Consider the following 24,768-nt stretch of genomic DNA (forward strand, 5'->3'; position numbering starts at 1 on the left):
AAACCTCGCTACCCCTTCACCGCGCCGGAGGTCAGCCCGGCGACGATCCGTCGTTGGAAGATCAGAACGAACACGATGATCGGAACCGTGATCACCATCGCGCCAGCGGCGATCGACCCGGTCGGTTCCTCGAATTGCGAACTGCCGGTGAAGTTCGCGATGGCCACCGGCGCGGTGATCGCGGCGTCGGTGGCGGTCAGCGACAGCGCCAGCAGCAGGTCGTTCCACGCGAAGATGAACACCAGGATGGCCGCCGTCACGATGCCCGGTGCCGCCAGCGGCGCGATCACCCGGCGAAACGCCTGACCCGGTGTTGCGCCGTCCATCTTGGCGGCCTTCTCCAGATCCCAGGGAATCTCCCGGAAGAACGCCGACAGCGTGTAGATCGCCAACGGCAGCGCGAACGTGATGTACGGGATGATCAACCCGGGCCAGGTGTCGAACAGCCCGAGCCGGCGCTCGATGTTGAACAGCGGTGTCACCAGCGAGATCTGGGGGAACATCGCGATCAGCAGCGCTGCGCCGATCAGCGCCTTCTTGCCGGTGAACTCCAGTCGGGCGACGGCGTAGGCCGCCATGCCCCCGATCACCACCGCGATCACCGTGGTGATCAGCCCGATGCCGATCGAATTGATCAACGCAGAACTGAACGCGTCACCGCTGAAGATGCCCTTGTAGTTGTCGAAGGTGATCTCTGACGGAATGAGTTTGCCGTCCTTGACCGTTGACGTGGGCTTGAGCGACAGGCTCAGGATCCACAGCACCGGGAAGAGGGCGTAGATCACCACGATCGCATCGATCACGACCCAGCTCACCGTTCGCCGGGTGCCGATCCGCTCAGCCATCAGCGCACCTCGTTGTCCATGCCCGGCGCGGCCGCGCCGAACAGCTTGATGTAGACGAACGCGATGACGGCCACCGACAGGAACACCAGCACGCTGATCGCCGAGCCGAGTCCGATGTTGAACGCCTTGAACAGGTTGTCGTAGCCGAGGATCGACACCGAGGCGGTGTCGTTGGCACCACCGGTCAGCACATAGATGTTGTCGAAGATGCGGAACGCGTCGAGCGTGCGGAACACCAGCGCCACCAGGATCGCCGGTTTGATCAACGGCAACGTCACCTTGACCAGCCGGGTCCACGGGCCGGCCCCGTCGACCTCGGCGGCCTTGAGCAGATCCTCGGGCACCAGCGCCAGCCCGGCCAGCAGCAGCAGCGCCATGAACGGGGTGGTTTTCCATACTTCGGCCAAGATGATGATCGCCAACGACGGAATCTGTTGGGTCAGTGGCGCACTGCCGTCCGGAAGCAGGTTGGCCAGATATCCGGTGCCCGGCGTCCACGCGTAGTACCAGCTGTAGGAAGCAGCGACCGTGACGATCCCGTACGGAATGAGGATCGCGGTGCGCACCAGCCCCTTGCCGAAGATGGTGCGGTGCATGACAAGTGCGAGCGCCATGCCGAGCACGAACTCGATGGCCACCGAGACCACCGTGATGACCAGCGTGATGACGAACGCCGTCCACCAGTAGTTGTCACTCAAGATGGTCTGGTAGTTCTCGAACCAGATGAACTTCGTGTCGGCCGGGCTGGCCAGGTTGTACCGCTGCAAGCTCAGCCACAGCGCATACACGATCGGGTAGGCGGTCACCGCGAGCATGAGAACGACGGCCGGGGTGATCAGCAGGTAGGCGAGCTTGCGCTGAGACCGGCGGTCATCGCTGCGGGTCGCAGCATTCGCTGACGTGCGGGCGGGGGCGGTCACGGGATCAACCCCTTGCCGTCGATCGCCTTCTGCACCTGGACGGCGAGTTCATCCGCAGTCTTGTCGGGGTCGATCTGGCTGATAGGCGCCAGCGTCGCCGAGATGCGGGTCGACACAGCCTGATAGTTCGGCGTCGCCGGACGCACCGCCGCCGTGGTCAGCTGATCGCGGATGATCGCGTACTGCGGATACTTCTGTTGGAACGCGGGATCGGAGTACAGCGAGGTGCGCACCGCCGGCAGGCCACCCTCGATCGAGGTGTACTTCTGGTTCTCCAGGTTGCGGATACAGCGCACGGCTTCAAACGCCTCGGCCGCATGCCGGGTGGTTTTGGCCACCGCGAGGTTCAGCCCGCCCAGGGTGACCCGGGTGGGCCGGCCGGGGATCACTCCCGGGTAGGGGGCGAACCCGAACACTTCCTTGGACGCATCGAAGGCGACGGTGAACTGATCGTCGCTCGGCGAGAAGGTGCCTGCGTCGTTGATGCTGCCCTTCAGTTCCGGCTTCTCGTTGAGCGGCAGGAACGGCACCCCACCCTTGACGGCGTTCTCCAGCATCGACGCGAACACGAAGGGCCAGTTGACCTCCAGCGCCGCCTTGCCCTGTTCGAGGGCCAGCCGTGCGGTGCCCTCGTCGGTCTGGGTGACCGACGGGTCGGCCCCCGGCGCGGTGGCGACGGCCTTGATGATCTGCAGCGCCTTGACCGTCGCCGCCCGGTGTTCGGGGGTGTCGGTCAGCGTGACCCGCTTTCCGTCATCGGAAAGCACCTGTCCCCCTGCGCTTTCCAGCAGAGTGTTGAACCACACCACCAAGCCTTCGTACTGCTTGGCCTGCACCGCGATCCAGCTGGGCTTGCCTTCGGCGTGCAAGCGGGTGGCCTCCGCGACCATACCGTCCCAGGTGTCCGGCGGTGGAGCCACCAGATCGGCTCGATACCAGAGCAATTGAGTGTTGGTGGTGACCGGTGCGGCGTACAGCTTGTCCTGCCACTTGGCCGTCTGCAGTGGGCCGGGCAAGGTGTTGTCGGTCGCATCGGACTCGGCCTGTCCGGAGGGGTCGTCGGACAACGGCAGCGCCCAGCCCGCCTCGGCGAACTCCGCGGTCCACACCACGTCGAGCGCCATCACGTCGAGCGTGCGGTCGTTTCCGGTCAGCCTGCGCGCCAACTGCAGCCGCTGATCGTCGGCAGCCTTGGGCAGGCTGCGCTGTTCGATGCGAAAGCGGCCGCCGAGTTCTTCATTGCAGCGGTTGGCCACCGCGGTGAACGTCGCCGTCTCACTGGCCGGCGTGTAGAAGCTGACCACCAGCCCCTGCTCGCCGGAGCTGCACGACGAGACCAATGAGGCGCATGTCAACGCGGCGATCGCGGCCGCCCCTAGCCGCCGAGCGCGTGCGCCTGGGCAAGCCATCTCGCAACCGCCTCCCGTCTTCACCCGCCTTCTCGGTACGTGCGGCAACCGTCCGCGCTCGGCGCAGGCTGCATCACGGCAGGACAATGCCCCGCGGCCAAACCGTAGAGCTCCCCTGCCGTGATGTGCAACACTCCCGCGCCGGATGCGGCCAGATCGTGACCGCATTCGCCGTGATCAGCGCGTCAAATCTTCAAGCGCGCCAGCATGTCCCGCGCCTTCTCGGCGCTCTGCGGGTCGCACAGCACGTCATAGCGGCCCGCGACCAGTTGCATGGTGGAGCTGAAATCCCTTGTCCCACGCGCCATCGCATACGGGACCGCGGAGGTGATCAATCCGAATATGACGCCGGCGACGACGCCGGTGATCAGTGACGCCCACGGGTTGGGACTGAAGAATCCCAACACCAAGCCGATGAAGATACCCAGCCAGGCGCCGGTGATCACGCCACCGCCCAGCACTTTGGGCCATGACAACCTGCCGGTGACGCGCTCGACCTGCATCAGGTCCACACCGACGATGGTCACCTGTTCCACCGGGAACTGCTCGTCGGACAGGTAATCGACGGCCTTCTGGGCCTCGGCGTAGGTCGGATACGAGCCGATCGGCCACCCCTTGGGCGGGGTGGGCAGGCCGACCGGCCCGCGGCGTGACGCGGCGGCGGCGCCACCGGGGTTCTGACCCTGTGGGAAAGGGCTGGTCATAACTGCTCATTCTCCTGTCGTGCGCGGCGTTTGTCGCGTCGTGTCGCACCCGCCGAAACGGGCCAAATTCCTGATCAACCTGATCAACGTGGTACCGCCGGCGTTGGTGCCCCAACGGCAAGCCAGCCCCGCGCTACCTGCACATACGCTAGGTTGAACAGCATGACAGCTTCCGGCGGCGACTCCGGCGAAAAGCCGCAGAACGCGGGCGAACAGGGTCCGTCCGAGGGGACGCACGAAGCCCCGCCCATCGAACAGAACCCGGCGTCACCCGGCTACGAGAGCACCCCGTCGGGCTACGAGCCCACCCCACCGGCCTATCCCGGCTACGACGCGCCGGGCGCCTACCCGCCGCCGCCGGGCTACAGCGCGCCCGGCTATCCGCCGCCGGGTTACAGCCCGCAACCGGGCTACCCACCGCCGTCCCCCGGCGCGTACGGGGCACCCGGCTATGGCGAGCAGCCGTCGGCCTATCCGCCTCCGCAACCCGGCGCCTACCCACCCCCTCCGCCGCCGCAGTACGGGGCCGCGCCGTACCAGGGCGGCTACGGCTACCCGGCCCCGGCAACGGGCACCAACACCCTGGCGATCTGGTCGCTGGTGGCGTCGGTCATCGGATTGCTGTGCGGGATCGGCTCGATCGTCGGGATCGTCTGCGGCATCCTCGCGCTCAACCAGATCAAGAAAACCCGTCAGGGCGGCTACGGCCTGGCCATCGCCGGAATCGTGGTGGGCGTCGCGACGCTGATCATCAGCGTGATCTGGGCGATCTACGCCTGGCGCTGACCCGATGACCTATCCCCCGCACCCGGAGGGCACACCGCCGTCGGCTGATCCGTACGCCCCGGTGGACTATCCGGCGAACTTCCCCGCGATGCCGCCACCGGTCTACCCGGCGCCGACCGGGTACCCGGGCTACCCGTACCCGCCGCCGGCCTACCTCGGTTACGGCGACCCCTACGACCCGTACCGGCCGACCAAACCACCAGGCACCAACGGAAAAGCCATCGCCGCGTTGGTGACATCGCTGGCCGGTCTGCTGCTGTGCGGGCTGCCCTCGATCGCCGGCATCATTCTCGGGATCGTCGCGATGCGCGAAACCAAGCGCACCGGGCAGGACGGCTTCGGGCTCGCGGTCGCCGGCGTGGCCATCGGCGCGGTGATCATCGCCCTGATCGTGCTCTACGTCGCGTTCGTCGTCATCCTCGCGGCCAGTACCACGACGTCACCGAGCAGCTACTAGCTCGGCGGGGTGAACCGCTCACCCTGACGTTGCATGCCGGCCGCCCGGCCCTTGCCGACGACCACCAGCGCCATCTTGCGGCTGGCTTCGTCGATCATCTCGTCACCGAGCATCACCGCGCCGCGGGCCCCGCCCGCCGTCGACGTGTGCCAGTGGTAGGCCTCCAGAATCAGCTCGGCGCGGTCGTATTCGGCTTGGGCGGGTGAGAAAATCTCGTTACCCGCGTCGATCTGGTCGGGATGAAGCACCCATTTGCCGTCGTAGCCCAGCGCCGCCGCCCGGCCCGCCACTCGCCGGAACGCCGCCACGTCACGCACCTTCAGATACGGCCCGTCGATCGCGGCGATGCCGTGCGCGCGGGCGGCGACGAGGATCGTCATCAACACGTGGTGATAGGCGTCACCGACGTCGTATCCCTGCGGCTGCTCACCCACCACCAAGGTGCGCATGTTCAGACTGGCCATCAGGTCCGCCGGGCCCAGCACCAACGCCTGCACCCGCGGCGCGGCGGCGATCGCGTGGATGTTGGCCAGTCCCTTGGCATCTTCTATCTGGGCATCGACCCCGATCCGCCCGACCGGCAGGCCGTGGGTGAGCTCGAGCTGAGTCAGCAACAGGTCGAGGGCGTGAACATGGCCGGCGTCGGTCACCTTGGGCAGCACGATGACGTCGAGGTGCCCGTCGCGGGCCGAAGCCACCTCGGACACCACGTCGATCACATCGGAGTACGTCCACGGCGTGGTCCAGTCGTTGACCCGCACACCCCGCAGCTGACCCGCCCAGCCCGGGCTCGCCAATGCCGCACCGACCTGTTTGCGGGCCTGCGCCTTGGCATCTGGCGCGACCGCATCCTCGAGGTCGAGGAACACCTCGTCGGCAGGCAATGCCTTGGCCTTCTCGATCATCTTGAGACTGCTGCCCGGAACCGACAAGCACGTTCGACGGGGTCGATAAGCGTTCTCCACGCTTACACTCCTACCCTTTCACTCATGGCGTCGGTGAACAGGGTGTACGCGGCGCGGCTGGCAGGACTGGCCGTGCTCGGTCCAGATGGCGAATCCCTCGGCCGCGTTCGCGACGTCGTGATCAGTATGAGCATCGTCCGTCAGCAACCGCGCGTCCTCGGCTTGGTAGTCGAAATGCTCACTCGCCGAAGGATTTTCGTACCGATACTGCGAGTCACCGCGATCGAGCCGAACGCCGTCACGCTCACCACCGGAAATGTGTCGTTGCGCCGCTTCGCGCAGCGGCCCGGTGAGGTTCTGGTGCTCGGCCAGGTCCTCGACAGCCGGGTGCGGGTCAACGACCCGGAGCTGCCGCAGATGTCCGGTGTGGACGTCATCGTCGTCGACCTGGGTATCGAACAGTCCCGCGTCCGCGACTGGGTGGTCACCCGGGTCGCGGTGCGCAGCCACCGCAGGCTGGGCCGGCGCTCGACGATCCAGGTGGTGGACTGGCACAACGTGGCTGGCCTGACCCCGTCGGCGCTGTCGATGCCCGGCCAGGGGGTGGCCCAACTGCTGCACCAGTTCGAAGGCCAGCGCCCGATCGAGGTGGCCGACGCCATCCGCGATCTGCCGGCAAAGCGCCGCACCGAACTGATCAACGCGCTCGACGACGAGCGGGTGGCCGACATCCTCCAGGAGCTGCCCGAGGACGACCAGACCGTCCTGCTGTTGCAGTTGGACACCGAACGAGCCGCCGACGTCCTGGAGGCGATGGACCCCGACGACGCCGCCGACCTTCTCGGCGTGCTGAACCCGACCGAGGCCGAGGTGCTGCTGCGCCGAATGGATCCCGAGGACTCCGAGCCGGTGCGACGTCTGCTGAGTCACTCCCCCGACACCGCGGGCGGTCTGATGACCTCCGACCCGGTGGTGCTCGCGCCCGACACCACCGTCGCCGAGGCACTGGCCCGGGTGCGGGACCCCGACCTGACGCCGGCGCTGGCGTCGCTGGTGTTCGTGGTGCGGCCCCCGACGGCCACCCCCACCGGCCGCTACCTCGGCTGCGTGCACCTGCAGGCGCTGCTGCGCGAACCGCCCGCCAACCTGGTCAGCGGAATCGTGGACACCGACCTGCCCAGCTGCACCCCAAACACGTCACTGGCCGGGGTGACGCGGTACTTCGCCGCCTATAACCTGGTCTGCGGTCCCGTGGTCGACGAGGAGAACCACCTGCTCGGCGCGGTGACCGTCGACGACGTGCTCGACCATCTGCTGCCCGACGACTGGCGGGAAAGCTACGAGGATCCACAACTGTCCGAGCGGGCGGCCAGCGCAGAGGGGGCGACGTGAGCGACTTGTCCGCACGCCAGCGCCTGGACACCCCGCGCTCGTCGCGTCGGCTGTCGTTCAACGTCGATCCGGAGGCGGTCGGCCGGTTCAGTGAATCGATCGCCCGGTTCCTGGGCACCGGGCGCTACCTCGCGTGGCAGACGATCCTGGTCGTCGTCTGGATCGCCCTGAACCTGTTCGCGGTGCGATGGCGGTGGGACCCCTACCCGTTCATCCTGCTGAACCTGGCGTTCTCCACCCAGGCCGCCTACGCCGCGCCGCTGATCCTGCTGGCGCAGAACCGGCAGGAGAACCGCGACCGGGTGTCGTTGGAGGAAGATCGCCGGCGCGCTCAGCAGACCAAAGCCGACACCGAGTTCCTGGCCCGCGAGCTGGCATCGCTCCGGTTGGCGGTCGGCGAGGTTGCCACCCGCGACTACCTTCGCCGCGAGCTGGAGGAGATTCGCGAATTGCTGGAATCGCTGCAGTCCGACAACGGCGGCAAGGCCAAGAAGGACAAAGCCAAAAAGGCCCGGCCGGCCGTCGAGCCCGTCGGGGACGAGGTGAGTTAGTGACAAAGGTGACCATTGGATACCACTGAGGTCACGAAGATATGTATGGTGACTTGGTTCACACAGGCGGCATGATCTGAGGACGGACGAGTGGGCATAGGAAACCGCGTCAGCCGGATGGTGCGGAAACCTGCTTTCGGAATTGCTGTGCTCACCCCGGTCGTGCTTGCCGGCGCGGTCAGCGCAGCCCCCGACCTGCCGCACGCACCGGTGGTCGGCAAGGACGTCATTCCACTGGCCGCGGTGTCACCGCAGATCGACACCTCGGGTGTCACCGTCGTCGCTCTGACCAAGCAACCCACCAACTTCCACTTCGCGGCGGCCACCCCGTCTGCTCCGCCGCCTGCGATGGTGGTCAGCTCGATCGGGTCCCTGCGCATCCCGTCCGTTCCGCTGGCGGCCTATCGCAATGCCGAACAGAAGATGTCAGTGGCCGCGCCGGGCTGCGGGCTGAGCTGGAACCTGCTGGCCGGCATCGGCCGCATCGAGTCCATGCATGCCAACGGTGGCGCCACCGACGCGCGGGGCACCGCGATCAACCCGATCTACGGCCCGACGCTGGACGGCACCCTGTCCGGCAACGAGGTCATCGTGCAGACGGTCCAGGCCGGCCGCCCGGTGTTTGCGCGGGCGATGGGACCCATGCAGTTCCTGCCCGGCACCTGGTCGCGCTACGCCGCCGACGGCGACGGCGACGGCAAGGCCGACCCACAGAACGTCTACGACGCGGCGCTGGCCGCGGCCCGCTACCTGTGCAGCGGCGGGCTGAACCTGCGCAACCAGTCGCAGGTGCTGACCGCGATCCTGCGCTACAACAACTCGATGGCCTACGCCCAGAATGTGCTGGGTTGGGCCGCCGCCTACGCCACCGGCGTGGAGCCGATCAACCTGCCGCCGATCGTCGGGCCGGCGCCCGCTCTCGGGGACGCCCACCTGGAGAACCCGGAGGGCCTGGGTCCGGGCCTGCCGCTCAATGCCATCGGGCTGCCGCCCACCGATCCGCTGGCGCAGCTCAGCATCAACAACACCGAGACGGCCGGATCGCTGGCGCTGGGCCCGCTGCCCGGCCCCGCCAGTGAGCTGCCGTCGCTGCCCTGCCAGGTGATCTGCCTCGGTTCGCAGGCTCCCCCGCCGGTGGCCGCCCAACCTCAGGCAATGCCGGACGCGCCGCCCCCGTGGCAGCCGCCGTGGCTGTCGCCGCCCCCGCCGCCGGCGCCCGCTCCCGAGCCGGTCGCCGAGGTGCCGGCGCCCGCGGCGCCGCTGCCTGCCGTGCACGGGGCGCTGCCGGGCCCGGCCAGCTAGCCACACCAGGCGGTCCGAGCTCGCACAGCGAGCGGACAGACAGCGGCGCTAACGTAACGCGTTGTGAGTCAACGTAATCCGGCACAACAACGGTCGATGCGACCCGTGCTCCAGACCGTCGCGGCCGACGTCGCGCCGCCGCTGATCGCCTATTACGGACTGCGCGCGGCGGGAGTGTCCGAATACATCGCCCTGCTGTCGGCCACGGTGTTGTCGGGCCTACGGGTGATCTACAGCGTGGTCAGAGTCCGGCGGTTGGACCCGTTCGCCGTCTACCTGCTGCTGACCTTCGGGCTCAGTCTGGCCGTCGGGTTGTCCACGACCGATCCCAAACTGGTCCTGGTCGGCAACACCGTCGTCAACGGAATCGGCGGACTGATCTTTCTGGGCAGCTGCGTGATCGGCACCCCGTTGACCCAGGTCGTCAGTGACCGATTCAGCAACGCCGACGAGGAGCGGGAAACATCAGACGCCGACCGTCGCCGCCGCATCCACGTCCGGCTGTCCGCGATGTGGGGTGTCGGTCTGCTGCTCGAGGTCGCGATCCGGCTGATCGTCATCGGCAAGTTCTCCGTCGACACCGCCAACGGCGTCAACTCGGTGATCACCATCGCCGTCATCGGCGTTCTGGTGACCGCGACCGTCGTCACCGGGCGCCGCGTCAGTACTCAGGCCGTTTCCGCTGACAGGGGTCGCACAACCTAGACTCGGCCCTGATGTCCGAAAAGAACGAACTGCAGACCCAGGTGCGCATTGCGCTGGGCAAAGTGATCGATCCCGAGCTGCGCAAGCCGATCACCGAGCTCAACATGGTCAAGAGCATCTCGGTCGCCGACGACGGCGCCGTGCATGTCGAGGTCTACCTCACGACGGCCGCGTGCCCGAAGAAGACCGAGATCACCGAGCGGGTGACCCAGGCCGTCGCCGATGTGCCGGGCACCGCGGCGGTGACCGTCGCACTCGATGTGATGAACGACGAGCAGCGCACCGAACTGCGCAAGCAACTGCGCGGCGATGCGCCCGAACCGGTGATCCCCTTCGCCCAGCCCGGCTCCCTCACTCGGGTGTACGCCGTCGCCTCCGGTAAGGGCGGTGTCGGCAAGTCGAGCGTGACGGTCAACCTGGCTGCGGCGCTGGCGGCCCGCGGCCTGTCCGTCGGCGTCCTCGACGCCGACATCTACGGCCATTCGGTGCCGCGCATGATGGGCACCGACGACCGCCCCACCCAGGTCGAGTCGATGATCCTGCCGCCGGTCGCCCACGATGTGAAGGTCATCTCGATCGCCCAGTTCACTCAGGGCAACGCACCGGTGGTGTGGCGTGGGCCGATGCTGCACCGGGCGCTGCAGCAGTTCCTTGCCGACGTGTACTGGGGCGACCTCGACGTGCTGCTGCTCGACCTGCCGCCGGGAACCGGCGATGTGGCGATCTCGGTGGCTCAGCTGGTTCCGGGCGCCGAGATCCTGGTGGTGACGACACCGCAGCTCGCCGCCGCCGAGGTGGCCGAACGCGCCGGGGCGATCGCGCTGCAGACCCGCCAACGCATCGTCGGCGTGGTGGAGAACATGTCGGGGCTGCTCATGCCGGACGGCACCACGATGCAGATCTTCGGCGAAGGTGGCGGCCGTCAGGTCGCCGAGAGTCTCACCCGTTCGGTCGGCGCTGATGTGCCGCTGCTCGGCCAGGTGCCGCTCGACCCCGCGTTGGTGGCGGCCGGCGATTCCGGTGTGCCGCTTGTTCTTTCAGCGCCCGATTCAGCGGCCGGCAAGGAACTGCGCGGCATCGCCGACAAGCTGGCGGCACGACGGCGCGGGCTGGCCGGGATGTCGCTGGGCCTGGACACCACCCGCCACCTGTAGGCGATCAGGTCGCGTCGGCATCGAAAGGTGCCGGCGTACCGGGCGGCAACGGCTCAGGCTTTGGCACCACGGCCTGCGGGGGCGGCGCACTGTGCGGCTTCACTGTGTCTGATGTCGCAGGCCCGGCGGCTCCGGGCGACTGGAACGCTTCGCCGATCCACGAATCATCGCCGTCGAGAAGGTGTTTGGTGAGCGCGGCCCGCGGGGTCATACCGCGCAACTTCTGCAGCTCGCTCAGCGGCTGGCGCAGATCCTCGAACTCGGGCCCGAGGTCGTCACGCAGCTGACTGGTGGCGCCGCTGATGTAGTCGCGGGCCTGCCGCAACGAATTCGACGTCCACCGGATGGCACCCGGCAGCCGCTCGGGGCCGAGGACCACCAGCCCGATGACCAGCAGCACGAGCATTTCGCCCCAGCCGACGTTCGCGAACATCGGGTCAGTTGTCCGGCGCGGGGTTCACCGTCAGCGTGACCTTGCGGCCATCGCGGATGACCTCGATGGGCGCGTCCTGACCGATCTTGAGCTGACGGATGGCGACCGCGAACTCGTCGGCGTCGGCGACTGTGCGGTTGCCGACCTTGACCACGATGTCGTTTTCGAGGATGCCGGCCTTTTCGGCGGGACTGCCCGCCTTGACGTTGGCCACCTGCGCGCCCTGGGCGAGGTCGTTGCTGACCGAGCGCGCCGAGAGTCCGAGCGTCGGGTGCGCGACCTTGCCGTCCTTGATCAGCGCCTCGACGGTCTGCTTGACCTCGTTGACCGGGATGGCGAATCCGAGGCCACTTGCACTGTCGGACAACGACTTTCCGGCAGTGTTGATGCCGATGACCTCAGAGTTCATGTTGATCAGCGGGCCACCGGAGTTACCGTGGTTGATCGAGGCGTCGGTCTGGATGGCGTCGATGACGGTGTCGGTGTCCGAACCCTCACCCGAGAGCGGGATCGGCCGGTGCAACGCGCTGATGATGCCGTGGGTGACGGTGCTGCGCAGACCCAGCGGGGCACCGGCGGCGATCACCTCGTCGCCGACGTGAACCTTGTCGGAGTCCCCGAAGCGGGCCACCGTCAGGTTGTCGACGTTGTCGACCTTGAGCACGGCCAGGTCGGTCTTGGGGTCGCGGCCGACGAGGTTGGCCGGCACCGACTTGCCGTCGTTGAACACCACCGAGATCTTGAACTTGCTCGGATTGTTGGCGGCGTCGGAGATCACGTGGTTGTTGGTGACGATATAGCCGCGGCCGTCGACGACGACGCCGGAGCCCTGAGCGCCTTCGTCGTCGCTGACCGCCTCGATGGTGACGACGGAATCGGCGACTGACGCGGCGACCTTCGCGAACCTGCCGGGCGGCACCTCACCGGTGCTGTTGGTGGCCAGCGAGACCTTCGACGTGGTGAACGCCTCGACGACCTCGGCGGTCTTGCGCCCCACCCAGCCGCCGGCGAACCCGATCAGCAGCGCGATGATGCCCAGCACCGCCAGCGAGACGTAGGACACCCGCCCGCCGAACAGCACGTCGCGGACGCCGAGCTTGCCGGTGGGCCCGGCCGCGACCACGGGTGCCGCCTGCTGCAGCGCCGGCGTGCCGAGAGCGGCCGCCGCCCCCGGGTCCCGCCAGGGATCGTCGACGTCGTCGGAATCGTCGTCGCGCTCAGCGTCCAGCGCCCCGGCGTCGGCGGGGTGCCGCTGCAGCGACTCGCCACCCGGATAGGGCCGGCCGAACGCCTCGCCCAGCACGGGGTCCGGGACGTGGTCCTTGGGCTGGAATTCGACCTCCCCGCGGAATTTGGCGGGACGCAGCTCCTCGGCCACGAACGAGCCGTCGACACCCTGGGGACGCCCGAACGTGCGGGTGGCGGCCGGATCGACGGCAGGCCGGGAGACCGGACGCGGTGCCAGACGGGGGCTGCTGCCGGAGTTGTCCTGATTGGGGCTCAAGTTCAACCTCTATCCAAGCGCTCAGCCGCGAGCGCGCGCTGTGGGACCGGGCACGACACTGCCCGATTTCACATCCACCCTACCGGCGCTTACGCCGGTCACGGTCTGTGCGTTCAGCTAACTGATCGGCGAGTCCGGACTCGATGTCGCTGCCAGGGCGGCTTCGCCCGTCCGGCACACCCGAATCGTCCGGCGCCGCCTGCGGGATCTGCGACAACAGCCCCAACAAGCTGCTCGGCATGCTGATCGGAACGGAATCCCGCAACGCGGTGCGAGCCTGACTCTGGCCCTCCACCTCGGCCGCGCACTCCGGGCACAGCGACAGATGGTGCGCCGCCCGTAGGTACGACTTCATCCTCAGCTCGCCGTCGACGTACGCGGCGATCGCCTCGATCGACAGGTGCTCGGTGGAACCGAATTGCCGCGGCGCCCCGATGGGCGCGTCACTCTGCGAGGCGAACTGTGAGGGCAACCAGGAAAATGCTCGACGGAACATGTGTCCACGGTCGACCATCACTGCGCTCCTCTCGGGGTTCGCGTCAGCACGAGATTTACCTCGCTGGTGCTGCGCCGCTAGATCGAATGTAGCGCGCGAAACCCTCGGTGACATGACATGCCGGCCACAGTTTGGCCGCTGCCCGTCGGTCTACGCCGATTCGGCCGTGAAGTCAGCCAGTCCCCGCTGGCCGGAATGGGCCGCCAGGTAGTCGCGGAGCGCCTGGCGACCGCGGTGGATGCGGCTGCGCACGGTGCCCAGCTTGACGCCGAGCGTCGCACCGATCTCCTCGTACGACAGACCCTCGATGTCGCACAGGACGACGGCGGCACGGAACTCCGGCGCCAACGAATCCAGCGCGGCCTGCAAATCCGCACCCAGTCGCGAGTCGTGGAAGATCTGCTCGGGGTTGGGCTCGTCGGCGGGGACCCGGTCGTAATCCTCGGGCAGCGCCTCCATGCGGATGCGGCCGCGGCGGCGGACCATGTCGAGGAACAAGTTGGTGGTGATGCGGTGCAGCCAGCCTTCGAACGTGCCGGGCTGGTAGTTCTGCACAGAGCGGAACACCCTGATGAAGGTCTCCTGGGTGAGGTCCTCGGCGTCCTGCTGGTTACCCGACAGGCGATAGGCCAGCCGGTACACCCGGTCGGCGTGCTGCCGGACCAGCTCGTCCCAGGACGGCATGGCCGTCCGGTCGCCGGTGGCATCGAACACCGCGGTGCCCTGCAGTTCCTCGGACGGTTCAACCCACTCGGCTTCCCCCAACTGCTCGGGGTGCGACATATGTGCCGGAGCCATCAATGTGGTGGTCGTCGGATCCTCCTGGTTGACCTGCGTTGACGGCTGGGTGCCGTCGACCGCATCAAGCCTGACAACGCGACCGTTGTCGGGCATATTCCCCGACCAGCGGGGGCTCTGTTCCATGCCCGCTACCGTTCCCCAATCCTGTGTGGGGGCGATTTGAGCTAACTAAGGTTTGACTAAGAAATACTTTCGTTATCGATTCGTGTCCAGCTCTTTCACTGCTGGACGGCGCGTCATCCTTGACGTCTGGCATCCCCGCATCGGACCGGCCGTTGTGGCGCCCACCGGCGCCGGGCGCGCCTGCCCGCTCGCCGATACAACTGCGCCTACGCTGCTGAGAATGGCCACTACCGAGGACCAAACAGGCCAGCCGGAGGCCAGCCGCGCCGACCGGATGCTCGCCCACGCGGAGGGTTCGATCTCCGAGGACGCCATTGTCGCGGCCGCCCGGGAGCGAGCTGTGGACGCCGGCGCCGGAGCGGTGACACCGGCGGTCGGTGCGCTGCTCAGCGTACTTGCCCGGCTGTCCGGCGGCAAAGCAGTTGTCGAGGTGGGCACCGGTGCCGGCGTGAGCGGGCTCTGGCTGCTGTCGGGGATGCGTGACGACGGTGTCCTGACCACCATCGACATCGAGCCCGAGCATCAGCGCATCGCCAAGCAGGCGTTCACCGAGGCCGGCATCGGCCCGTCGCGTACCCGGCTGATCGCCGGCCGAGCCCAGGAAGTCCTCACCCGGCTGGCCGACGAGTCCTATGACCTGGTGTTTCTCGACGCCGCACCGTCGGATCAGGCCGATTTCATCGTCGAGGGCATCCGCCTGCTGCGCCCAGGCGGCGCGATCGTCGTGCATCGCTCCGCGCTCGGCGGCCGCGCCGGTGACCCGGCGGCCAATGACGCCGAGGTCGCGGCCGTGCGCGAGGCGGCCCGGCTGATCGCCGAGGACGAGCGGCTGACCCCGGTGTTGATTCCGCTCGGTGACGGAATCCTGGTCGCGGCCCGCGACTGATTTGGCAGTTCGTGTGATGCGCTGACCACTGCGGCCGGCGGCGCTTTGCTCGTCGCATTCCCGGTCGAAGTTTGCTGATATTCAACGGACGTGCAGATTTCATGGCGCTTCCCCGCGCCGTCCCGCGCTTGAAAATCCCCTCACCAGCATTGACGCGACGTTCGCCAAACCGGTGAAGACGCCAATTCCCCGCTGGTTATTGGTTGCCATATTTCCATCATGCTGAATTCCAGCAAACTCTCTTAAAGTGCAGTTATCCCCGCTTCCTACTCAATAGGATTTTGACCCGTGAGGTCATCGCGAGCGAGGGCGACTCTGATCGACAAGAGTCATCGCAAACGCGTTTACCTTGCTGGTTATATGGGCAACCTCGCACCAAAGTTGGTGTGAGGCAGAAGTATTGCGGGGATATGTCCGGCCGTTAACAGCTGACAGCGCAGGGTGTTCTGGGGGAAAACATGGATCCACGGATAAGCCCCGTGCTGGTGGCGACATTGTTCGTGCCCTTTGCTCTCCTCGGAATTGCCGCGATGTTTTTCGATCTCTCGCAAAGTCGCCGTAACGGCCGCGAGGGAGTGCTGGCGACATGGGGTGACCTGCGCATCACGAAGAGTTCGCTGATCGTCGGCAGCCGCCGGGACGCGGTCCGAATCCCGCTGGCCGAATTGGCGGCCACTGTGACCGAGACCGGTTCGGCGGGCGACCCAAGCACTCATCGCGTCCGCGTCGACATCGACGGCATCCCCGGTTCAGCACTGCACCGCGACCAGCCGTACTCCTACGGGTCGATCGGCGCCGCCCGCACATTCGAGATCCTGCTCAACCGCGCCGCCCGGCCCGCGCCGGTGGCTGTCGAGACAGTCGCGTTGCGCACTGCCGCCTGAGAGGCGTCCGTACCGGGCGACCGCCCCACCACCAGTTCCACCCGTCGATGCAGTTGGTGCTTGACCGGCGATTGAACAAGTGTTTAGCATCCTAAACATGCGTTCAACGGACCTGACGACCGTGGCCCGGATTCGCGACGCCGCCATCGAGCTGTTCGGCGCCCGCGGATTCGATGTCGGGGTGCGGGCGATCGCCGAGGCCGCCGGGGTGAGCCCGGGGCTGGTGATCCACCACTTTGGGTCGAAGGACGGATTGCGCCAAGCGTGCGACGACTACATCGCCGAAGAAGTCCGCAGTGAGAAATCCGAGACGATTCGTTCCACCGACCCGGCCACGTGGCTCGCCGCGGCGGCCGAGATCGAATCGTTCGCGCCGATGATGGCCTACCTTGTGCGCAGCATGCAGACCGGCGGCGAGCTGGCCAGAAACCTGTGGCGCACCATGTTCGCGAATGTCGAGGCTTATCTCGACGAGGGGGTCCACGCCGGCACGATCAAGCCGAGCCGCGACCCAGCCGCACGCGCGAAGTATCTCGGCATGGCAGGCGGCGGCGCCTTCCTGCTCTACCTCCAATTGCACGACAACCCAACGGATTTACGGGCTGTTCTGCACGACTACGCCAACGAGATGATGCTGCCCGCCCTCGAGCTCTACACCGAGGGCCTGCTCACCGACTCGACGATGTTCGACAGCTTCGCCGCACACGGCGAAATTGTGACCCACACCGAGGGAGAACAACATGACGACGGCATCGGCACCGACAGCGCGGACTGACACCGCAGCGGTCGAAATCCACGGTCTGGTAAAGACTTTCGGCCGAACCCGGGCCCTGGACGGCATGGACTTGACCGTTCGCGCCGGTTCGGTCGCCGGATTCCTCGGACCCAATGGCGCAGGCAAATCCACCACCATCCGCATCCTGCTCGGGCTGCTGCGCGCCGACGGCGGCCACGTCCGCCTACTGGGCGGTGACCCGTGGCACGACGCGGTGGCGCTGCACCGGCGCATCGCCTACGTACCCGGGGATGTGACGCTGTGGCCGAATCTGACCGGCGGTCAGGTGATCGACTTCCTGTGCGGCCTGCGCGGTGGTGCGGACCCCCGCCGGCGGGACTGGCTGATCCAGCGCTTCGAACTCGACCCGAACAAGAAGGCCCGTACGTACTCGAAGGGCAACCGCCAGAAGGTGGCGCTGGTGGCCGCCTTCGCCACCGACGCTGACATCTACATTCTCGACGAGCCGACGTCGGGCCTCGACCCGTTGATGGAGAACGTCTTTCAGGAATGCGTCCGCGAGGTCGCCGGCCGCGGCGCGGCGGTGCTGCTCTCCAGCCACGTCCTGGCCGAGGTCGAAAAAGTCTGTGACACAGTCACCATCATCCGCGCCGGGCGCACCGTGCAATCGGGGCCGCTGGCCCAGCTCCAGCACCTGATGCGCACCACGGTGACAGCACGCACCCACCGCGACCCCACCGTGGTGGCTCGATGGCCCGGCGTGCACGACGTGAACATCGTCGACGGCCAGGTCCGATTCACCGTCGGCCGCGACGTACTGGACGCGACGATGGTGCATCTCACCCAGCTCGGGATCGCGGACCTGACGGTCACGCCGGCCTCCCTGGAAGACCTGTTCCTGCGCGAATACCGGACGCCCGCGCCATGACCGCAACCGCAACCGCCCCCGCCCCGTCCCGGTTGACCGGGACCGGGACGCTCGTCCGCTTCGCCCTGCGTCGCGATAGGATCCGGCTGACGGCGTGGATCTCGGCGCTGACACTGATGATGGTCTACGCCCCCAATGGGATCAAACTCGCGTATCCCGACGAGGCGCAGCGCCAGGCCCGCGTGAACTTGCTCAAGACCCCGGCCGGGATCATGTTGGGCGGACCGATGTTCGGGGTCAACGAGACCGATCTCGGCGTCATGATGGCCAATGAACTGACCCTGACGTTGATCGTGGCGGCATCGATTCTGGCTATCCTGACCGTCATTCGTCACACCCGCGCCGAAGAGGAAAGCGGAGCCGCCGAACTCGTGCTGTCCTCGATCGTCGGCCGCCATGCCCGCACGGCCGCCGCCCTGATCGTCATCGTGCTGGTGAACGCCGTCCTGTCGGTGACGATGACGATCGCCATGGCCGCCACCGGGTTCGCGGTGGTCGACACCGCGGCGATGATTTTGGGGATCACCACCGTGGCAACGGTTTTCGGAGCTGTCGCGGCGCTGAGCGCGCAATTGTGGCGGCAGGCCAGAACGGCCAGCGGAGCCGCGCTCGCGACACTGGCCGCGGCCGTCCTGGTGCGGGGCGCGGGCGATGTGATCGACAACTCCGGCAGCGCGCTGAGCTGGTTCTCCCCCATCGCGTGGGCGCAGCAGATGCGCCCCTTCGTCGCATTGCGCTGGTGGCCACTCGGGCTGCTGGCTGCGCTGGCCGTCGCACTCGTCGCGGCCACCGTGGCGCTGGAGAGCCGCCGCCAGTACGACGACGGTGTCCTGGCGTCCTCCGGTGAGCACTCCCGTGCGCGACCGGTCGGCGGGGTCTTCGGTCTACAGCTGGTGATTCACCGCGGCCTGACCGTGGGCTGGGCGGTTGGTCTGCTGATCGCCGGGGCGGCGTTCGGTTCGATGACCAAATCGCTGCTGGACGCGGCGAGAGGCAATGAGCTTCTGGCCCGGTTGCTTTCGGCGCAGGGCACCGACGGTGTGTACACCACCATGACGCAGTTCCTGGCCGCGGCGACCACCGCGTATGTGGTTACCGTTGTGGTGCGGCTGCGCCGCGACGAGGAGTCCGGAATCGGCGAGGCGGTGCTGGCGGGTTCGGTGTCGCGCTGGGCGTGGTTGTTGTCGGCGGTCGGCGCGGGGCTGATCGGTGCGGCGGTGCTGCTGGCCTGCGCAGGCCTGGGTAACGGCATCGGCGCCGGATTGACGTTGGGCGAGCCCGCCACGATCCTGCGCTTGACCTGGGCTGCGCTGGCCTTCCTGCCTGCGATGGCGGTGATGGCAGGGATCGCCGCCCTCGGCGTCGCGTTGCGTCATCCCGGCATCGGCTGGGTGGCCGTGACATTCGTGGTCGTCGCGTTGTATCTCGGTGCGCTGCTGCGGTTGCCGCGATGGTTGATCGAGGCCTCGCCGGTGGGGCGTACCACCGCACCGTCATCGGTTTCCGTTGTGGCACTGGGTGTGATGGTGGCGATCGGCGTCGCGGTCACGCTGATCGCCGGTGCGATCTATCGCCGCCGCGACGTCGTGTAGGAGAGCCATGGGAACGTCACTTCGTATTGCGATCTCGTCGATCGTGGGTATCGCGGCCTTCGCTGTGCTGCTGTTCGTGCCCGCGGGGACCGTGAACTATTGGCAGGGCTGGGCTTTCCTCGCGGTGTTCAGCATCGCGAGCCTGGTCCCGACACTGTATTTGGGCCGGAAGTATCCCGACGCGTTCGAACGGCGCACCCATGCCGGCGTCAGGGCGGAGACCCGGCCGGTCCAGAAGGTCGTGATCGCCGGGACGTTTTTGGTGTTCGCGGCGATGCTGGTGGTGCCGGCCCTGGACTACCGCTTCGGTTGGTCGACGGTGCCTGCCTGGTTGTCGGTTGCCGGCGACGTGCTGGTGGCGGTCGGCCTGGGTCTGGCGATGTGGGTGGTGGTACAGAATCAGTACGCCTCGGCCAACATCACCGTCGAGGAGGGCCAACCGTTGGTGAGTACCGGGCTGTACGGCGTTGTGCGCCATCCGATGTACTTCGGCAATGTAATCCTGATGATCGGGATCGCGCTGGCGCTCGGCTCGTATTGGGCCCTGTTGCTCGTCGTCGTCGGGCTGCTGTTGATGGCGGCGCGAATCCTCGACGAGGAGAAGATGCTCACCGAGGAACTGGACGGTTATCGGCAGTACACCCAGAAGGTGCGCTACCGTCTGGTGCCCCTGATCTGGTGAGCACTTGAATCATCGTCGATGCCAGGAAATCTCGTTAGTGACGCGTCATCCTGGATGCGAGTTTGTGACGGCATGAGGAGGCGCCATGGAGCTGATGACCGGCTTCGGGCTGGCCACCGCCGCGGGCCTCAACGCCTACATCCCGCTGCTGTCGCTTGCGCTGCTGGCCCGGTTCACCGACCTCGTCACTCTGCCGACCGGGTGGTCGTGGCTGGAGAACGGCTGGGTGATCGCCATAGTCGCGGTCCTGCTGCTGATCGAGATCGTCGCCGACAAGATCCCCGCCCTGGACTCGGTCAACGACGTAGTCCAGACGTTCGTCCGCCCGACGGCCGGCGGCATCGTCTTCGGGTCGGGCACCGCCGCGCAGACCGCCGCGGTCACCGATCCCGGTGAGTTCGCCCGCACCGGTCAGTGGGTACCGGTCGCGATCGGCGTTGTCACGGCCCTGGTCGTCCACTTGACCAAGACGGCGGTCCGCCCGGCGGCGAACGTCGCCTCGGCCGGCACCGCGGCGCCGGTGCTCAGCACGGTCGAGGACATCGTCAGCGTCGCACTCGTGTTCATCGCGATCCTCATCCCGGCGCTGGTACTCGTGGTGATCGCCGCCCTGGCATGGGCCGCGGTCGCGTTGTGGCGGCGCCGACGACGACGCAAGGCTGCGCGGCGCCCGGTTTAGCCGGCAACCTGGTGGGGCACTGTGCGCACGTGGGCCGCCGCATCCAAACCTCGCTGTGCGTACTGGTGATCGGATGCTCGGTGGCGGCCGGGTGCGCCGGTGAACCCAAGCCCGTCAGCATTACGCATGCCCCGCCCGCCGAGCCGGCCAGGGCAGGTCCGCCCACCGCGGCGCCGGTCGGCATCGTCGTCCCACTCGGCAACGCACCGGAAGGCGTCGTCGTCGGCACGTCGGGGATCGCGGCCGTCGCGGTGCGGGATCCCAACGCCATAGTGCTGTTCGACGCCACCACCGGCAGGCAACGCCAGCGGATCCCGACCCCGAGCGCCGCGCGCCACTTGAGCCTGGCCGGTCCGGACGGCCCCGTGCTGGCCCCGTTGGAGGGCACCGCTGAGCTCCTCGAACTGAACCTCGCCGAGGGCCGCATCACCACCACCGTCACCGGCGTCGGACGGCAGCCGCACGACGCGGCGGCGACGGCGTCGGGAACCATCGTGGTGACCAACGAAGGCGGCGGCGGCGTGCTGTTCGTCCGCGACGGTCAGGTCGTCGGGTCACTGCCGGCCGGTCCGCCGCAGCCCGGCGGTGTCGCGGCCGTCGGTAACTACGCAGCCGTCGCCGACGTCCAGGGCAACGGGGTGTGGGTGTACGACGGCTCGACCCGCGAGCTGGTCAGCCAGGCTCCGGTGGGGGCCAAGCTCACCCACGCGGTCTCGCTGTCCGGTGATCTGGCCGCGTTCGCCGACACAGACGGCGGCGCCGTCTACATCGAGCGCATCGATCCGAAGGTGAGCCAGGCGGCCAGAATCGATGCACCGGGTAAGCCCTACGGCTTGGCGTACGACGCCCGGCGCCACCGCCTCTACATCACGCTGACCGAGCGGAACGCGGTGCGGGTGGTTGATCTCGCAGACCCGGCGGCGAGCCGGACCCTCGCCGATGTGGCCACCGTGCGCCAACCCAATTCCGTTGCCGTCGAACCGAATTCCGGTGCCATCGTGGTGACCGGCAGCGACGGGGGTGGCAGCAGCAGCATCCAGATCATCGGCCCGGAGCTGCTTGCGGCCGGTTAGATCCAGACGCCCTTGCCGACAGCCACCACGCCGCCTGCGCTGATCGCGAACCGGTCGCGGTCCTTCTCCAGGTCGACGCCGACCATCTCGCCGGGGCCGACGACCACGTTCTTGTCGAGGATGGCGTGCCGGACCACCGCGCCGCGGCCCACCCGCACGCCGGGCATCAGCACGCTGCCCTCGACTATGGCGCCATCCTCGATCGCGACGTTGCTCGACAGCACCGAATTGCGCACCGACGCCGCGGAGATGATGCTGCCGGCGCCGACCACGGACTCCTGCGCCGAGCCGCCGTTGACGAACTTCGCGGGCGCCAGGTTCTCCGACTCCCCGCGGATCGGCCAGCGCTTGTTGTAGAGGTTGAACACCGGGTGCACCGACACCAAATCCATGTGGGCGTCGTAGAACGCGTCCAGCGTCCCGACGTCGCGCCAGTAGCCGTGGTCGCGCTCGGTGGCGCCGGGGACTTCGTTGTTGCTGAAGTCGTACACCGCGGCCATCCCGTCGGACACCAGCCGCGGGATGATGTCGCCGCCCATGTCGTGATCGGAGTTGTCGTCATCGGCGTCGGCCCGGATGGCGTCGATGAGCACTTTGGTGGTGAAGATGTAGTTCCCCATCGACACGAAGGTCTGCTCGGGATCATCGGGCGTACCCGGCGGGTCGGCCGGCTTCTCGATGAACTCCCGGATGCGGCCGGACTCGTCGGCGTCGATGCACCCGAATGCGTGCGCCTCGGCGCGGGGCACCCGGATACCGGCGACGGTGGCGCCGGCCCCGCTCTCGATGTGGAACTTGACCATCTGCTCGGGGTCCATCCGGTACACGTGGTCGGCACCGAAAACCACGATGTAGTCCGGATCCTCGTCGTAGATCAGGTTCAGCGACTGGTAGATGGCGTCGGCCGAGCCGGTGTACCAGCGCGGGCCGAGGCGCTGCTGAGCGGGAACCGGCGTGATGTATTCACCGGCCAGGCCGCTCAGCCGCCAGTTCTGCGAGATGTGCCGGTCCAGCGAATGCGACTTGTACTGGGTGAGCACGCAGATGCGGAGGTAGCGCGCGTTGACCAGATTCGACAGCACGAAATCGATGAGGCGGTAGGCGCCGCCGAAGGGAACCGCCGGCTTGGCCCGGTCAGCGGTCAGCGGGTAGAGCCGTTTGCCCTCTCCGCCTGCCAGGACGATGCCCAGCACGTGTGGCAATTCCCTCATGAAAACCAACCTATCGGCACACGCAACCGACGGCTAGGCCAACGCCGCTATTGCAGGTCGTCGTGTCGCGACCGAAGCGACTTGGGGTCGCGCGCAATCACGTTGACCCGCAAGGTCGGGGCGAGCGAAGCGACGGGGAAGAGGATGCGCCGCGCAGCGCGGGCCACTACCGTCGGGCGTATGCGGGTGGCGATGATGACTCGGGAGTATCCACCCGAGGTTTACGGCGGGGCGGGCGTTCACGTGACCGAACTCGTCGCACAATTGCGGCGGCTGTGCGAGGTGGACGTGCACTGTATGGGCGCTCCGCGTCCGGGCGTCTTCGTCCATCAGCCCGACCCTGCACTCAAGGCGGCCAACCCGGCGCTGTCGACGCTGTCCGCGGATCTGGTGATGGCCAATGCGGCCGCCGAGGCGACGGTGGTGCATTCGCACACCTGGTACACCGGGATGGCGGGTCACCTTGCGTCGCTGCTGTACGACGTCCCCCACGTGCTGACCGCGCACTCCCTCGAACCGTTGCGGCCGTGGAAGGCCGAACAGCTCGGCGGCGGCTACCGGGTGTCGCTGTGGGTGGAGCGCACCGCGGTCGAAGCGGCGGACGGGGTGATCGCGGTCAGTTCCGGCATGCGCGACGACGTCTTGTCGGTGTATCCGGCGTTGGACCCCAACCGGGTTCATGTCGTGAAGAACGGAATCGACACCGACGTCTGGTATCCGGCGCCGCCGGAGCGGGGTGAATCGGTGCTCGCCGAACTCGGCGTCGACCCGTCGCGGCCCATGGTGGCGTTCGTCGGCCGGATCACCCGGCAGAAGGGTGTCCCGCATCTGATCGCCGCGGCGCACCGCCTCGACCCGGAGATCCAGGTGGTGCTGTGCGCCGGTGCGCCGGACACCCCGGAGATCGCCGCCGAGGTGAGCTCGGCCGTGCAGGAACTGGCCGCGCGGCGCAGCGGCGTGTTCTGGGTGCAGGAGTTCCTGCCCATCGGAAAGATCCGCGAGATACTCTCGGCGGCAACAGCTTTCGTATGCCCCTCGGTGTACGAGCCGCTCGGCATCGTGAATCTGGAGGCGATGGCCTGCGGAACGGCTGTGGTGGCGTCCGACGTGGGGGGCATACCCGAGGTGGTCGACGACGGGGTGACCGGAACCCTGGTGCACTACGAGTCGACGGACCCGGCAGGCTTCGAGGCCGGGCTCGCCGAGGCGGTCAATGCGCTGGTGGGCGATCTGGAGAAGGCGCGCCGCTTCGGGGCGGCCGGCCGGCAGCGCTGCATCGACGAGTTCTCGTGGGCGCACATCGCCGAGCAGACACTCGAGATCTACCGCAAGGTGTCGGCCTAAGCCGACCGAAGGGGCGACCGGCAGAGAAGAAACCCCGCGGGTCACGCGGGGTTTCGAAGGTGGATCAGTTAGCTGGTGACGTTCTTGAGTTCGTCACCCAGGGCGGCCGCCTCGTCGGGGGTCAGCTCGACCACCAGTCGCCCGCCGCCTTCCAGCGGTACCCGCATCACGATGCCGCGCCCCTCCTTGGTTGCTTCCAGCGGACCGTCACCGGTCCGGGGCTTCATCGCCGCCATCGAGTGCTCCCTCCAGGTTCGAGCCGGCCC

26 protein-coding genes and 1 pseudogene are annotated in these 24,768 nt (G+C 67.6%); 16 read left to right on the forward strand and 11 right to left on the reverse strand.

Annotation, left to right across the window (positions count from 1 at the left end; translation table 11 throughout):
• Positions 1-8 precede the first annotated feature (8 nt).
• From AB4879_RS03220 to AB4879_RS03235, 4 genes are all read right to left on the reverse strand, one after another.
• A complete protein-coding gene (locus AB4879_RS03220) occupies positions 9-833 on the reverse strand; it encodes a carbohydrate ABC transporter permease (RefSeq protein ID WP_370506444.1) in 825 nt (274 codons plus the stop codon).
• An 11-nt stretch (positions 834-844) separates the two neighbouring features.
• On the reverse strand, positions 845-1,765 hold the full coding sequence (locus tag AB4879_RS03225) for a carbohydrate ABC transporter permease (protein ID WP_370506405.1): 921 nt from the start codon (positions 1,763-1,765) through the stop codon (positions 845-847).
• A complete protein-coding gene (locus tag AB4879_RS03230; protein ID WP_370506406.1) occupies positions 1,762-3,174 on the reverse strand; it encodes an ABC transporter substrate-binding protein in 1,413 nt (470 codons plus the stop codon). The genes AB4879_RS03225 and AB4879_RS03230 overlap by 4 nt, the downstream gene beginning before the upstream one ends.
• 185 nt (positions 3,175-3,359) lie before the next feature.
• Positions 3,360-3,878, reverse strand: coding sequence for a general stress protein (locus AB4879_RS03235; protein WP_036343845.1), 519 nt, complete (start codon positions 3,876-3,878; stop codon positions 3,360-3,362).
• A gap of 162 nt (positions 3,879-4,040) precedes the next feature.
• On the opposite strand from AB4879_RS03235, the gene AB4879_RS03240 reads away from it, so the two are divergent.
• Positions 4,041-4,664 (forward strand): DUF4190 domain-containing protein, encoded by a 624-nt coding sequence (locus AB4879_RS03240; RefSeq protein ID WP_102808336.1) that lies wholly within the window; start codon positions 4,041-4,043, stop codon positions 4,662-4,664.
• Between the two features lie 4 nt (positions 4,665-4,668).
• Entirely contained in the window at positions 4,669-5,121 is a 453-nt protein-coding gene (locus tag AB4879_RS03245) for a DUF4190 domain-containing protein (RefSeq protein ID WP_370506407.1), read from the forward strand.
• On the opposite strand, the gene AB4879_RS03250 is transcribed toward AB4879_RS03245, so the two are convergent.
• Positions 5,118-6,086: a CoA ester lyase gene (locus AB4879_RS03250; protein ID WP_370506408.1), complete on the reverse strand. Its 969-nt coding sequence runs from the start codon at positions 6,084-6,086 to the stop codon at positions 5,118-5,120. The genes AB4879_RS03245 and AB4879_RS03250 overlap by 4 nt on opposite strands.
• A gap of 24 nt (positions 6,087-6,110) precedes the next feature.
• Between AB4879_RS03250 and AB4879_RS03255 the strand changes: the two are divergent.
• The 5 genes and pseudogenes from AB4879_RS03255 to AB4879_RS03275 form a co-directional block, all read left to right on the forward strand.
• Positions 6,111-7,410: pseudogene (locus tag AB4879_RS03255) on the forward strand (magnesium transporter MgtE N-terminal domain-containing protein); the annotation flags it as partial.
• Between the two features lie 4 nt (positions 7,411-7,414).
• Positions 7,415-7,969 carry a DUF1003 domain-containing protein gene (locus AB4879_RS03260; RefSeq protein WP_102808332.1) on the forward strand — a complete coding sequence of 185 codons (555 nt, stop codon included), beginning with the start codon at positions 7,415-7,417 and terminating at the stop codon, positions 7,967-7,969.
• Positions 7,970-8,086: 117 nt separating this feature from the next.
• Positions 8,087-9,271, forward strand: coding sequence for a lytic transglycosylase domain-containing protein (locus AB4879_RS03265; RefSeq protein WP_102808331.1), 1,185 nt, complete (start codon positions 8,087-8,089; stop codon positions 9,269-9,271).
• 96 nt (positions 9,272-9,367) lie between these two features.
• On the forward strand, positions 9,368-9,976 hold the full coding sequence (locus AB4879_RS03270; protein ID WP_142391393.1) for a VC0807 family protein: 609 nt from the start codon (positions 9,368-9,370) through the stop codon (positions 9,974-9,976).
• A gap of 11 nt (positions 9,977-9,987) precedes the next feature.
• Positions 9,988-11,130 carry an Mrp/NBP35 family ATP-binding protein gene (locus tag AB4879_RS03275; RefSeq protein WP_036343834.1) on the forward strand — a complete coding sequence of 381 codons (1,143 nt, stop codon included), beginning with the start codon at positions 9,988-9,990 and terminating at the stop codon, positions 11,128-11,130.
• A gap of 4 nt (positions 11,131-11,134) precedes the next feature.
• Here the strand turns inward: AB4879_RS03275 and tatB are convergent, their stop codons facing one another.
• The 4 genes from tatB to sigE form a co-directional block, all read right to left on the reverse strand.
• Positions 11,135-11,563: a Sec-independent protein translocase protein TatB gene (gene tatB / locus AB4879_RS03280; protein WP_370506409.1), complete on the reverse strand. Its 429-nt coding sequence runs from the start codon at positions 11,561-11,563 to the stop codon at positions 11,135-11,137.
• Positions 11,564-11,567: 4 nt separating this feature from the next.
• Positions 11,568-13,067, reverse strand: a complete 1,500-nt coding sequence (locus AB4879_RS03285; RefSeq protein ID WP_370506410.1) for a S1C family serine protease — start codon at positions 13,065-13,067, stop codon at positions 11,568-11,570.
• 79 nt (positions 13,068-13,146) lie between these two features.
• On the reverse strand, positions 13,147-13,581 hold the full coding sequence (gene rseA, locus AB4879_RS03290; protein WP_102808327.1) for an anti-sigma E factor RseA: 435 nt from the start codon (positions 13,579-13,581) through the stop codon (positions 13,147-13,149).
• Positions 13,582-13,713: 132 nt separating this feature from the next.
• Positions 13,714-14,487 (reverse strand): RNA polymerase sigma factor SigE, encoded by a 774-nt coding sequence (gene sigE, locus AB4879_RS03295; protein WP_370506411.1) that lies wholly within the window; start codon positions 14,485-14,487, stop codon positions 13,714-13,716.
• A 220-nt stretch (positions 14,488-14,707) separates the two neighbouring features.
• On the opposite strand from sigE, the gene AB4879_RS03300 reads away from it, so the two are divergent.
• The 8 genes from AB4879_RS03300 to AB4879_RS03335 all read left to right on the forward strand — a co-directional run bounded on the left by AB4879_RS03300 (position 14,708) and on the right by AB4879_RS03335 (position 21,947).
• Positions 14,708-15,373, forward strand: a complete 666-nt coding sequence (locus AB4879_RS03300; protein ID WP_102808325.1) for an O-methyltransferase — start codon at positions 14,708-14,710, stop codon at positions 15,371-15,373.
• 458 nt (positions 15,374-15,831) lie between these two features.
• On the forward strand, positions 15,832-16,257 hold the full coding sequence (locus AB4879_RS03305) for a hypothetical protein (protein ID WP_370506412.1): 426 nt from the start codon (positions 15,832-15,834) through the stop codon (positions 16,255-16,257).
• A gap of 97 nt (positions 16,258-16,354) precedes the next feature.
• Positions 16,355-17,032: a TetR/AcrR family transcriptional regulator gene (locus AB4879_RS03310; RefSeq protein ID WP_102808323.1), complete on the forward strand. Its 678-nt coding sequence runs from the start codon at positions 16,355-16,357 to the stop codon at positions 17,030-17,032.
• Positions 16,998-17,921: an ATP-binding cassette domain-containing protein gene (locus AB4879_RS03315; protein ID WP_370506413.1), complete on the forward strand. Its 924-nt coding sequence runs from the start codon at positions 16,998-17,000 to the stop codon at positions 17,919-17,921. The genes AB4879_RS03310 and AB4879_RS03315 overlap by 35 nt, the downstream gene beginning before the upstream one ends.
• Positions 17,918-19,513, forward strand: a complete 1,596-nt coding sequence (locus tag AB4879_RS03320) for an ABC transporter permease (RefSeq protein ID WP_370506414.1) — start codon at positions 17,918-17,920, stop codon at positions 19,511-19,513. Before AB4879_RS03315 ends, AB4879_RS03320 begins: the two co-directional genes overlap by 4 nt.
• Positions 19,514-19,520: 7 nt before the next feature.
• Entirely contained in the window at positions 19,521-20,195 is a 675-nt protein-coding gene (locus AB4879_RS03325) for an isoprenylcysteine carboxylmethyltransferase family protein (protein ID WP_370506415.1), read from the forward strand.
• A gap of 85 nt (positions 20,196-20,280) precedes the next feature.
• Positions 20,281-20,874: a DUF4126 domain-containing protein gene (locus AB4879_RS03330; protein WP_370506416.1), complete on the forward strand. Its 594-nt coding sequence runs from the start codon at positions 20,281-20,283 to the stop codon at positions 20,872-20,874.
• Between the two features lie 29 nt (positions 20,875-20,903).
• Positions 20,904-21,947, forward strand: a complete 1,044-nt coding sequence (locus tag AB4879_RS03335) for a hypothetical protein (RefSeq protein WP_370506417.1) — start codon at positions 20,904-20,906, stop codon at positions 21,945-21,947.
• On the opposite strand, the gene glgC is transcribed toward AB4879_RS03335, so the two are convergent.
• Positions 21,944-23,158: a glucose-1-phosphate adenylyltransferase gene (glgC, locus tag AB4879_RS03340; protein ID WP_036343821.1), complete on the reverse strand. Its 1,215-nt coding sequence runs from the start codon at positions 23,156-23,158 to the stop codon at positions 21,944-21,946. The two genes, AB4879_RS03335 and glgC, sit on opposite strands and share 4 nt — an antisense overlap.
• Before the next feature lie 180 nt (positions 23,159-23,338).
• Between glgC and glgA the strand changes: the two genes are divergently transcribed.
• Positions 23,339-24,502 carry a glycogen synthase gene (gene glgA, locus AB4879_RS03345; protein WP_370506418.1) on the forward strand — a complete coding sequence of 388 codons (1,164 nt, stop codon included), beginning with the start codon at positions 23,339-23,341 and terminating at the stop codon, positions 24,500-24,502.
• A gap of 68 nt (positions 24,503-24,570) precedes the next feature.
• Here the strand turns inward: glgA and AB4879_RS03350 are convergent, their stop codons facing one another.
• Positions 24,571-24,738 (reverse strand): DUF3117 domain-containing protein, encoded by a 168-nt coding sequence (locus AB4879_RS03350; protein ID WP_005059648.1) that lies wholly within the window; start codon positions 24,736-24,738, stop codon positions 24,571-24,573.
• Positions 24,739-24,768: the final 30 nt, after the last annotated feature.

It is taken from the genome of Mycobacterium sp. SA01, from assembly GCF_041287105.1.
Classification (GTDB): domain Bacteria; phylum Actinomycetota; class Actinomycetes; order Mycobacteriales; family Mycobacteriaceae; genus Mycobacterium.

Bases quoted from the DNA above. Each gene is read 5' to 3' on its own strand.
- AB4879_RS03230 (WP_370506406.1), bottom strand. From the start codon at position 3,174: ATGGCTTGCCCAGGCGCACGCGCTCGGCGGCTAGGGGCGGCCGCGATC.
- AB4879_RS03235 (WP_036343845.1), bottom strand. From the start codon at position 3,878: ATGACCAGCCCTTTCCCACAGGGTCAGAACCCCGGTGGCGCCGCCGCC.
- AB4879_RS03240 (WP_102808336.1), top strand. From the start codon at position 4,041: ATGACAGCTTCCGGCGGCGACTCCGGCGAAAAGCCGCAGAACGCGGGC.
- AB4879_RS03245 (WP_370506407.1), top strand. From the start codon at position 4,669: ATGACCTATCCCCCGCACCCGGAGGGCACACCGCCGTCGGCTGATCCG.
- AB4879_RS03265 (WP_102808331.1), top strand. From the start codon at position 8,087: ATGGTGCGGAAACCTGCTTTCGGAATTGCTGTGCTCACCCCGGTCGTG.
- AB4879_RS03270 (WP_142391393.1), top strand. From the start codon at position 9,368: ATGCGACCCGTGCTCCAGACCGTCGCGGCCGACGTCGCGCCGCCGCTG.
- AB4879_RS03275 (WP_036343834.1), top strand. From the start codon at position 9,988: ATGTCCGAAAAGAACGAACTGCAGACCCAGGTGCGCATTGCGCTGGGC.
- tatB (WP_370506409.1), bottom strand. From the start codon at position 11,563: ATGTTCGCGAACGTCGGCTGGGGCGAAATGCTCGTGCTGCTGGTCATC.
- rseA (WP_102808327.1), bottom strand. From the start codon at position 13,581: ATGGTCGACCGTGGACACATGTTCCGTCGAGCATTTTCCTGGTTGCCC.
- sigE (WP_370506411.1), bottom strand. From the start codon at position 14,487: ATGGAACAGAGCCCCCGCTGGTCGGGGAATATGCCCGACAACGGTCGC.
- AB4879_RS03300 (WP_102808325.1), top strand. From the start codon at position 14,708: ATGGCCACTACCGAGGACCAAACAGGCCAGCCGGAGGCCAGCCGCGCC.
- AB4879_RS03305 (WP_370506412.1), top strand. From the start codon at position 15,832: ATGGATCCACGGATAAGCCCCGTGCTGGTGGCGACATTGTTCGTGCCC.
- AB4879_RS03310 (WP_102808323.1), top strand. From the start codon at position 16,355: ATGCGTTCAACGGACCTGACGACCGTGGCCCGGATTCGCGACGCCGCC.
- AB4879_RS03315 (WP_370506413.1), top strand. From the start codon at position 16,998: ATGACGACGGCATCGGCACCGACAGCGCGGACTGACACCGCAGCGGTC.
- AB4879_RS03320 (WP_370506414.1), top strand. From the start codon at position 17,918: ATGACCGCAACCGCAACCGCCCCCGCCCCGTCCCGGTTGACCGGGACC.
- AB4879_RS03325 (WP_370506415.1), top strand. From the start codon at position 19,521: ATGGGAACGTCACTTCGTATTGCGATCTCGTCGATCGTGGGTATCGCG.
- AB4879_RS03330 (WP_370506416.1), top strand. From the start codon at position 20,281: ATGGAGCTGATGACCGGCTTCGGGCTGGCCACCGCCGCGGGCCTCAAC.
- glgC (WP_036343821.1), bottom strand. From the start codon at position 23,158: ATGAGGGAATTGCCACACGTGCTGGGCATCGTCCTGGCAGGCGGAGAG.
- glgA (WP_370506418.1), top strand. From the start codon at position 23,339: ATGCGGGTGGCGATGATGACTCGGGAGTATCCACCCGAGGTTTACGGC.
- AB4879_RS03350 (WP_005059648.1), bottom strand. From the start codon at position 24,738: ATGGCGGCGATGAAGCCCCGGACCGGTGACGGTCCGCTGGAAGCAACC.